This is a genomic window from Testudinibacter sp. 'clade 2', assembly GCF_006227735.1.
Classification (GTDB): Bacteria; Pseudomonadota; Gammaproteobacteria; order Enterobacterales; family Pasteurellaceae; genus Chelonobacter.
Genome location: NZ_VDHB01000178.1, coordinates 1 through 7,977, shown reverse-complemented (window position 1 = coordinate 7,977; position 7,977 = coordinate 1). Strand labels below are relative to the sequence as shown.

9 protein-coding genes are annotated in these 7,977 nt (G+C 46.8%); 4 read left to right on the top strand and 5 right to left on the bottom strand.

Features of this window, described 5'->3' with window-relative positions; translation table 11 throughout:
- The 4 genes from FHQ30_RS12105 to proB all read right to left on the bottom strand — a co-directional run.
- On the bottom strand, positions 1-280 hold a 280-nt coding region (locus FHQ30_RS12105), incomplete at its 3' end, for a hypothetical protein (RefSeq protein WP_139625177.1).
- On the bottom strand, positions 277-1,440 hold the full coding sequence (locus FHQ30_RS12100) for a PAAR domain-containing protein (protein ID WP_139611800.1): 1,164 nt from the start codon (positions 1,438-1,440) through the stop codon (positions 277-279). The genes FHQ30_RS12105 and FHQ30_RS12100, both read right to left, overlap by 4 nt.
- 407 nt (positions 1,441-1,847) lie before the next feature.
- Positions 1,848-3,110 (bottom strand): glutamate-5-semialdehyde dehydrogenase, encoded by a 1,263-nt coding sequence (gene proA / locus FHQ30_RS12095; protein ID WP_139611799.1) that lies wholly within the window; start codon positions 3,108-3,110, stop codon positions 1,848-1,850.
- 152 nt (positions 3,111-3,262) lie between these two features.
- Complete coding sequence (proB, locus tag FHQ30_RS12090) at positions 3,263-4,414, bottom strand: glutamate 5-kinase (protein ID WP_139611798.1); 1,152 nt, start codon at positions 4,412-4,414, stop codon at positions 3,263-3,265.
- Positions 4,415-4,520: 106 nt separating this feature from the next.
- Here proB and FHQ30_RS12085 point away from each other — a divergent pair, with 106 nt between their 5' ends.
- The 3 genes from FHQ30_RS12085 to folA are packed head-to-tail and all read left to right on the top strand — an operon-like array spanning position 4,521 to position 6,295.
- Positions 4,521-5,312 (top strand): threonine/serine exporter family protein, encoded by a 792-nt coding sequence (locus FHQ30_RS12085; RefSeq protein WP_139611797.1) that lies wholly within the window; start codon positions 4,521-4,523, stop codon positions 5,310-5,312.
- A gap of 1 nt (position 5,313) precedes the next feature.
- The gene (locus tag FHQ30_RS12080) at positions 5,314-5,781 is read left to right on the top strand and encodes a threonine/serine exporter family protein (protein ID WP_132967708.1); all 468 of its coding nucleotides are present in this window, start codon (positions 5,314-5,316) and stop codon (positions 5,779-5,781) included.
- 16 nt (positions 5,782-5,797) lie between these two features.
- A complete protein-coding gene (folA, locus tag FHQ30_RS12075; protein WP_139611796.1) occupies positions 5,798-6,295 on the top strand; it encodes a type 3 dihydrofolate reductase in 498 nt (165 codons plus the stop codon).
- Between the two features lie 33 nt (positions 6,296-6,328).
- Here the strand turns inward: folA and efp are convergent, their stop codons facing one another.
- A complete protein-coding gene (gene efp / locus FHQ30_RS12070) occupies positions 6,329-6,895 on the bottom strand; it encodes an elongation factor P (protein WP_132968203.1) in 567 nt (188 codons plus the stop codon).
- A 64-nt stretch (positions 6,896-6,959) separates the two neighbouring features.
- On the opposite strand from efp, the gene epmB reads away from it, so the two are divergent.
- On the top strand, positions 6,960-7,977 hold a 1,018-nt coding region (epmB, locus tag FHQ30_RS12065), incomplete at its 3' end, for an EF-P beta-lysylation protein EpmB (protein ID WP_139625176.1).

Sequence of the window (7,977 nt, the reverse complement as noted above, 5' to 3'; positions counted from 1 at the left end):
TTCTTAGTACTATTTCATTTAATGAATCTAATTTGTCGCCATGAAATAGGCGATCATTTAATTCCCATAAATGTACCTTAAATCCTTCTAATATCTTTATATCTGATGGATCCTTCCAGAAAAGAGATAGCTTATCAAAATATTGATTAATTTCATCAAGTGTAACTTTAGAAAGTAATTTTTTAATTTCATCCAGCATTTCTTGATTGATAGATTGTAATTGGCTGATATTCAATTTCTCAGGATATTGCTCTATAAGCTGATATAAATTTCTTATCATTTTAATAAAACTCCTAATTGTGTTGCTACATTAGAGCAGGTTGAACATGGCTTTTTAGGCGTGTTGTGTCCTTTACCGGATGTACCAATATTAACAGCACGCCCCCGCGCACCTTTTAAAGATTGACCTGCATATAATGCTTGATTCATACAGCCAATTTCTGCGCAATATCCATGCCAGGGAGCCCTTTCCTTTATTGGGACATTATCTAATGCTGTTTGCATAGATGGATGCATCGGAGTATTAGAGCCGCTAATGTCGGTATATGTTCTGCCATTAACCTTTAATTCAGCAGCTGCACCTCTTAATTTACCATTACTTAGCGCAATATCTGCACTTTTTTCTGCGCTTTTTCTATTTATAATTCTTTTATACTTAAGTTGTGTTTTTATCTTATGTGTAATACTGGCACCAACCTTCGCCCCTCGTGTACTCACAACGTTATAACTATTTTTAAGTGCTTTTGCAATTCCCTTGCCAAAAATCGCAGTGGGCGGAATGACGAATTCGACACCAATCAGCAAAATTCGCTCAAACAGGGAAAACGCTTCGGCAATCTCGGCATATTGTGCTTTGCCGGAGCCGATAAAGACATTCGCAGAGCCGGAATTGATTTTAGCATCACAGGTGGTTCTATCCCCTTTGCGTGCCACCGGTAAGCCATTGACAAACACCGTCTCGCTGCCTTCGGCAATCATGGTCGGCGGGGAATGGTCTTTACAGGCGATAGTGACATCACTATTATCCATCGCCGCATAAGCTAACGGTAGATTATTGGCGAAAACATTCGGGCTGCCGAGAATAATGGTGCCGTCGGGGTCGGGTGGGGTGAAGAAACTTTCAACTTTACTTTTGACGGTATCGATGCCGGAAGACACCGCCGGGTTGAGCAAAATGCCCATGCCAACCACAAAGCCACCAAACCCACCGAGCAGAAATGTAGCGGCGCCTAACACAGCAGCACTCACGAGTGCACCGGCAACCGCACCGGCAAGGGCAGCCCAGAAGCTGCGGTGTTTAATGGTGTCGGTTTGCCGCGCAGCGGGCTCAACCACCTCGCGCGCACCGACGAGGCGGACTTGAGAGCGCGGAAAGCTGTTGATGCGAGCGGTGATGCGTTGAACGGCATCCGCCGCCAGTTGTTCCCCGTGTGTTAACAAGCTGATTATCCTTTTAAATTTTTAAAATGATGACACTTCCTTAACATCTGAGGTGAAAATATACCTTATTTTGACAGAATGATTCAATTATTAAATTGCCTTATTATCAAATTGGCTATAGTCATTTGTTCTTATCATCAAAGCTTAGCAGCAGAGTTTATCCGCAGGTGAAATCGGTGCGTTACTCGACCAGATAGTCGCTCAGCACATCAATCGGGGCGCCTCGAACAAGCTTATATTTAGCAAGGATAAATCGATTAAGCCCGGCTTCTTGAGAAAAGCGGACGATAAAGGTCTGTAGTGTTCCACTAATTCAACAGTCCCGAATAAGCTATTTTTGTAAAAACTGGTGGTAAGCCATTATTTAACATACACCTTCACATCCAGCAGTGGTTTATTATCTTTTACTAGCTGCGGCTCAAATAATCCCCATAGCACACCCACTTATAAGTGGTTAACGCTTCCAAGCCCATCGGACCGCGGGCATGCAGTTTTTGCGTGCTGACCGCTACTTCGGCGCCTAGGCCGAATTGCGCGCCGTCGGTGAAACGGGTGCTGGCGTTGACATACACGGTTGCCGAATCCACTTGATTGACAAACTGGCGTGCTAAGGCTTGCGATTCGGTGAGAATGCCGTCGGAATGGTGGCTGCCGTATTCTTGGATATGGGCAATAGCCTGTTGAATATCCTCGACAATCACCACATTCATATTGTTACACAACGCTTCGTTACGCAAACTGTCGTCGCTAACCGCACTGACTTCTGCGCCGCTTTGCTGTAATAACGGCAACGCTTGCTCATCGGCAAAATAGTGGACGTTTTTGTCGGCAAGTTGTTGCACCAAGTGCGGTATAAATTCCGCTGCAATATGACGTTGCAGCAGTAAAGTCTCCAAAGCGTTGCAAGCGCTTGGGCGCTGGGTTTTGGAATTGTCGATTAATGCCAAGGCACGGTTGCGATCCGCACTTTGCTCAACAAACAGATGGCAAATGCCGATGCCGCCGACAATCACCGGAATGGTTGAATTCTCTTTGCACAGTTGGTGCAAGCCTGCGCCGCCACGAGGGATAATCATGTCCACATAGCGATCCATTTTCAGTAGTTGCATCACTAAAGTGCGGTCAGGATCGATAATCGCCTGTACTGCTTCGCCCGGTAAACCGGCTTGTTTTAGTGCGTCTTGTACCACTTGCAGCAATACTTGGTTGGTATGACGGGTTTCTTTACCGCCGCGCAAAATCACGGCATTACCGGTTTTCAAACACAGTGAGGCGACATCAATGGTGACATTTGGGCGGGCTTCATAAATAGTCGCCACCACCCCCAACGGCACGCGTACTCGCTGAATCGAGAGCCCGCTGTCCAAGGTACTGCCGTCAATCACCTTGCCAACCGGATCGGCAAGCGTGACCACGTGGCGCACATCATCAGCAATACCTTTTAAACGGGCTGAGGTCAGCAATAAACGGTCAATAATTGCGGCACTGATCCCCTGCGCTTCGGCATTGGCAATATCAACCGCATTCGCCGCCAGAATCTCGGCCTCTCGGGTTTCTAACTGCTCGGCAATCACCCGCAGCGCTTGGTTTTTTTCCGCACTGGATAGTTGCGCCAATTCAAACGCTGCTTGCTTCGCCTGTTTGCCCATTTCCACTAAATTGATTGTCATTGTTATATCCTTTTCTACTTCTACTCTCTTTTCCAACGCCGCTATGCCGCTTGACTGTCTCCTCTTCGCTGTATAAAAAATGGAAGAGCAAGGCGGAAAGCACAGCTGAAGTGGGGCTTCAGCGAGCATTTCCAACGCCTCTATTCCGTTTTTTAGACCGAGAGAATCACCATATCGTCACGGTGAATAGCCACCGCCCCATATTCATATCCGAGCGTTACTGCGATATCTGCCGATTTTTTGCCTTTGATCAGCTCCAATGCGTCACTGTTATAACAGGCTACACCAATCGCAATATCTTTACCTTGTTGCGTACGAATCCGCACGACTTCGCCGCGCGAGAAACGCCCTTCGATTTGTACGATGCCGGCAGGCAGCAAAGAACGATATTTCTCCAAGACCGCACTTTCAGCCCCTTGATCAACCACCAGTGTGCCGGCTGACGGGGCGGCAAACAACCACTGTTTACGACTTTGTAATGGCGAAAGCAACGCTTTGAATTTGGTGCCGATTGCTTTGTCTTGCGCTAAATCGAGGATCACATTGTCTTGACTGCCCGGTGCGATAATGGTTTCGATGCCGGAGCGGGTGGCAATATCGGCAGCGGTGATTTTGGTGCTCATGCCGCCGGTACCCAAACCAGACACGCTGCCACCGGCAATTGAACGGATATGATCGGTGATTTTATCTACTTGCACAATCAGTTTTGCCGCCGGATTAGCGCGCGGATCACTGTCGAATAAGCCTTGTTGGTCGGTTAATAAATAGAGCTGATCCGCATTCGCCAAAATCGCCACTAATGCCGATAGATTATCGTTGTCGCCCACTTTGATTTCCGCTGTTGCCACGGCATCATTTTCATTAATAATCGGAATAATTTGGTTATCGAGCAACGCATTCAGGGTGTCACGCGCATTCAGAAAACGTTCGCGATCTTCCAAATCAGCACGGGTCAGTAGCATTTGCCCGATATAAATATCATAAATTTCAAACAGTTGCTCCCAAATACGAATCAATTGACTCTGCCCGACAGCAGCTAAAAGCTGTTTTGAGGCGATGGTCGGTGGCAATTGCGGATGATTCAAATAGTGCCGTCCCGCTGCCATGGCACCAGAGGTGACAATCACTATCCGATGTCCTAGCTGCTGCAATTGTGCGCACTGACGCACGATATTGAGTAAGTGTGGTCGATTGAGCTTGGGCGAACCTTGGGTTAAAACGCTGGTGCCGAATTTCAGCACAATGGTTTTTTGTGCTGGCTTGTTTTTTTGCTCCGGCTTGTCAGAATGCGAATGTTTTTGCATGATTATTGATCTACAATAAATAAAAAATGATGATTACGTTACCATTAATCCAGCGAAAAATCATTTAATAAAATGCCTTTTACTTGGGGTTTTACTCGGAGAAATCATGTCGATAAACGTTACCGCACCCGACCATAGTGAACAGCAGGAGATCACCCGCCTTTGTGTGCATACCGCACTTTTACTGCTGCAACACGGTGCCGAAAGCACCCTGGTCAGCCAAATCGCTGCGCGTCTGGGCAAGGCGCTGGGGGTGGAAAGCGTGGAGGTGGCACTCACCGCCAATGCTATCGTACTGACCACCTTGCACCAAGGGCATTGCATTACTACGGCTCGTCGCAATCAAGATCGCGGTATCAATATGCATGTGGTCACTGAAGTGCAGCATATTGTGATTGCCGCCGAACATAAAATCTACGACAGTTATACCGTGCGCAAAAAACTACAAGCAATTAAGCCGCTAAAATATAACCGTTATTATGTGTTACTGATGGTTGGGCTGTCCTGTGCCTCGTTTGCCCATCTTGCCGGCGGCGATGCGCTAATCTGTCTGATCACCTTTTTGGCCGCCTGTGCAGCGATGTTAGTACGGCAGGAACTTGCGATGCGTCACTATAATCCAATCATTGTGTTTGCCTGTACCGCATTTGTGGCAACCTGCATTTCCGGCTTATCACTGCGTTTTCATTTGGGCAACGACTCGCAAATTGCGATTGCATCCAGCGTGTTGCTGCTGGTGCCCGGTTTTCCGTTTATTAATGCACTATCCGATATTCTGAAAGGCTACACCAATATGGGAATCGGGCGTTGGGCGCTGGCGACGGTGCTAACCTTTGGTGCTTGCATTGGCATTGTGTTTGCCTTGAGCCTACTGAATATTCAACAATGGGGAGGCTGAGATGGATCTGCTGCTCATTTTGCTGGACGATATGTTTTTTTCCGCCATTCCGGCGATCGGTTTTGCCCTGTTGTTTAATGTGCCACAAAATGCACTGAAATACTGTGCACTACTCGGGGCGTTAGGGCATGGTTTTCGTAAATTGTTGTTACTCACCATTGATATGCCGCTGGTGTTTGCCACATTCTTTGCAGCAGCACTGATCGGTTTTATCGGCGTTTATCTGTCACAGCGCTATTTGGCACACCCAAAAGTGTTCACCGTGGCAGCGATTATTCCGATGATTCCTGGCGTATTTGCCTACAAAGCGATGATCGCCGTTGTGCAAATCCACCATATCGGCTATTCTGAAGCCCTGTTCCAACAAGCCGTTGATAATTTTGTCAAATCCGGTTTTATTCTTGGCGCATTGGCGTTCGGCTTGGCGCTGCCCGGCTTGTTGTTCTACCGCCAGCGCCCTGTTATTTAGTGATAGGATCCGAATTATGCAAATCAGTCTGATCGTCGCTTTCACCCAAAATCGGGTAATCGGCAGAGATAATCAAATGCCATGGCATTTACCGCGTGATTTAGCGTGGTTTAAACGCAACACCCTGAACAAACCGGTGATAATGGGGCGCAAAACCTTTGAATCGATTGGTCGCCCGTTGCCGAACCGCACTAACATTGTGTTGTCGCGTCAGCCATTTGTGCATGAAAATGTAACATGGGCGGACAGCCTACCAACCGCACTTGGTTTGTGCGAAACAGCTGACGAGGTGATGATTATCGGCGGTGGCGAGTTGTTTAAACAAAGTTTACCCTTAGCCGATAAACTGTATTTAACCGAGATTCAAACTGCACTTGACGGCGATACGTTTTTTCCGACGCTTAATTTAAATGACTGGCATATTGTAGAAGACGAACTAGCAACTGCCGATGATAAAAATGCTTATGCTTGTCGATTTTTAATCTTAAAGCGAAAAAACAAAACGGGGCAATAACACCCCGTTTGTATTGTTAGCGATACAATACTGTTATTTCACACGCGCTACATATTCACCGGAGCGAGTATCCACTCGAATCACTTCGCCGATTTGTACGAACAATGGCACTTTCACCACGGCACCGGTGCTTAAGGTCGCTGGTTTGCCGCCGGTACCGGCAGTGTCGCCTTTCAAACCCGGATCGGTATCCACGATTTCCAACTCGACAAAGTTTGGAGGAGTGACGGAAATCGGTGCACCGTTCCATAACGTCACAATACATTCCGCTTGATCCAACAACCATTTGTCGTTGTCGCCCACCGCTTTGGCATCGGCTGACAACTGCTCAAAGGTTTCGTTGTTCATAAAATGCCAAAAGTCTTCATCTTTATATAAAAAAGTCAAGTTGGTATCCATCACATCCGCCGCTTCCACGGTGTTGCCGGATTTAAAGTTCACGTCCAAGACTTTGCCGGAAATCAGTTTGCGAATACGAGTACGGGTGAACGCTTGACCTTTGCCCGGTTTCACAAATTCGTTTTCAACGATAACGCAAGGTTCGCCGTCCTGCATAAATTTAAGACCCGGTTTAAAATCACTGGTAGAATAGGTTGCCATAATGTCCTCATTACTTGAAAAAAGTCTGATCTTAAGACAAGATCAGATAAAATTTTAATAAAACTTGTCTATGATAACTCAAAACACCCTGCTTAGAGAAGAGCCAAGCTGGCTAGATTACCTTGCAAAGGCGATAAATGATCCGCAAAAATTGCTGGAGCAACTCGATCTACCACTAAATCAATTTAAAAATGATATTTCAGCACGTCGATTATTCCCATTGCGCGTGCCACAACCGTTTGTCGACAAAATGGAAAAGGGCAATCCGCAAGATCCCCTTTTGCTGCAAGTGATGACATCACAACAGGAATTTTTTCAAGCACAAGGTTTCAGTCAAGATCCGCTGCAAGAGCAGCAAAGTGCGGTGCCGGGCTTATTGCATAAATACCATAACCGAGTGTTATTAATGGTGAAAGGCGGCTGTGCGGTGAACTGTCGCTACTGCTTTCGCCGCCATTTTCCGTATCAGGACAACAAAGGTAACAAACAGAACTGGCAAACCGCACTTGACTATATCGCAGCTCACCCCGAAATCGAAGAGGTGATATTTTCCGGTGGTGATCCACTGATGGCGAAAGATCACGAGTTGGACTGGTTGATCAGCCGTTTGGAGCGGATTGCACATGTTAAAACCCTGCGGATTCATACCCGATTGCCAGTGGTGATTCCACAGCGAATTACCAGCGTACTTTGCCAGCGTTTAGCGGTTTCACGCTTAAACAAAGTGCTGGTCACCCACATTAATCACCCGAATGAAATTGACCGCACTTTAGCCGATCATATCGCGCATTTGAAAGCGGCAAATGTGGTACTGCTCAATCAAGCGGTGCTCTTAAAAGACGTAAATGACAATGCACAATTGTTAAAACAATTAAGCGATAAACTGTTTAGTGCAGGCATTCTACCCTATTACCTGCATTTGCTCGATAAAGTGCAAGGCGCAGCGCATTTTTATCTGGACGACAAGCAGGCGTTGGCAATTTATCGCGAGCTGCAAAAAATCAGCTCCGGATATCTCGTGCCTAAGCTGGCACGTGAAATTGCCGGTGAGCCGAATAAAACCTTATTAGGGTCTGTTGATC

Excerpts from the sequence above, each read along its gene's own strand:
- FHQ30_RS12080 (WP_132967708.1), top strand. The coding sequence starts at position 5,314 with ATGGATCTGCTGCTCATTTTGCTGGACGATATGTTTTTTTCCGCCATT.
- folA (WP_139611796.1), top strand. The coding sequence starts at position 5,798 with ATGCAAATCAGTCTGATCGTCGCTTTCACCCAAAATCGGGTAATCGGC.
- efp (WP_132968203.1), bottom strand. The coding sequence starts at position 6,895 with ATGGCAACCTATTCTACCAGTGATTTTAAACCGGGTCTTAAATTTATG.
- proB (WP_139611798.1), bottom strand. The coding sequence starts at position 4,414 with ATGCAAAAACATTCGCATTCTGACAAGCCGGAGCAAAAAAACAAGCCA.
- proA (WP_139611799.1), bottom strand. The coding sequence starts at position 3,110 with ATGACAATCAATTTAGTGGAAATGGGCAAACAGGCGAAGCAAGCAGCG.
- FHQ30_RS12085 (WP_139611797.1), top strand. The coding sequence starts at position 4,521 with ATGTCGATAAACGTTACCGCACCCGACCATAGTGAACAGCAGGAGATC.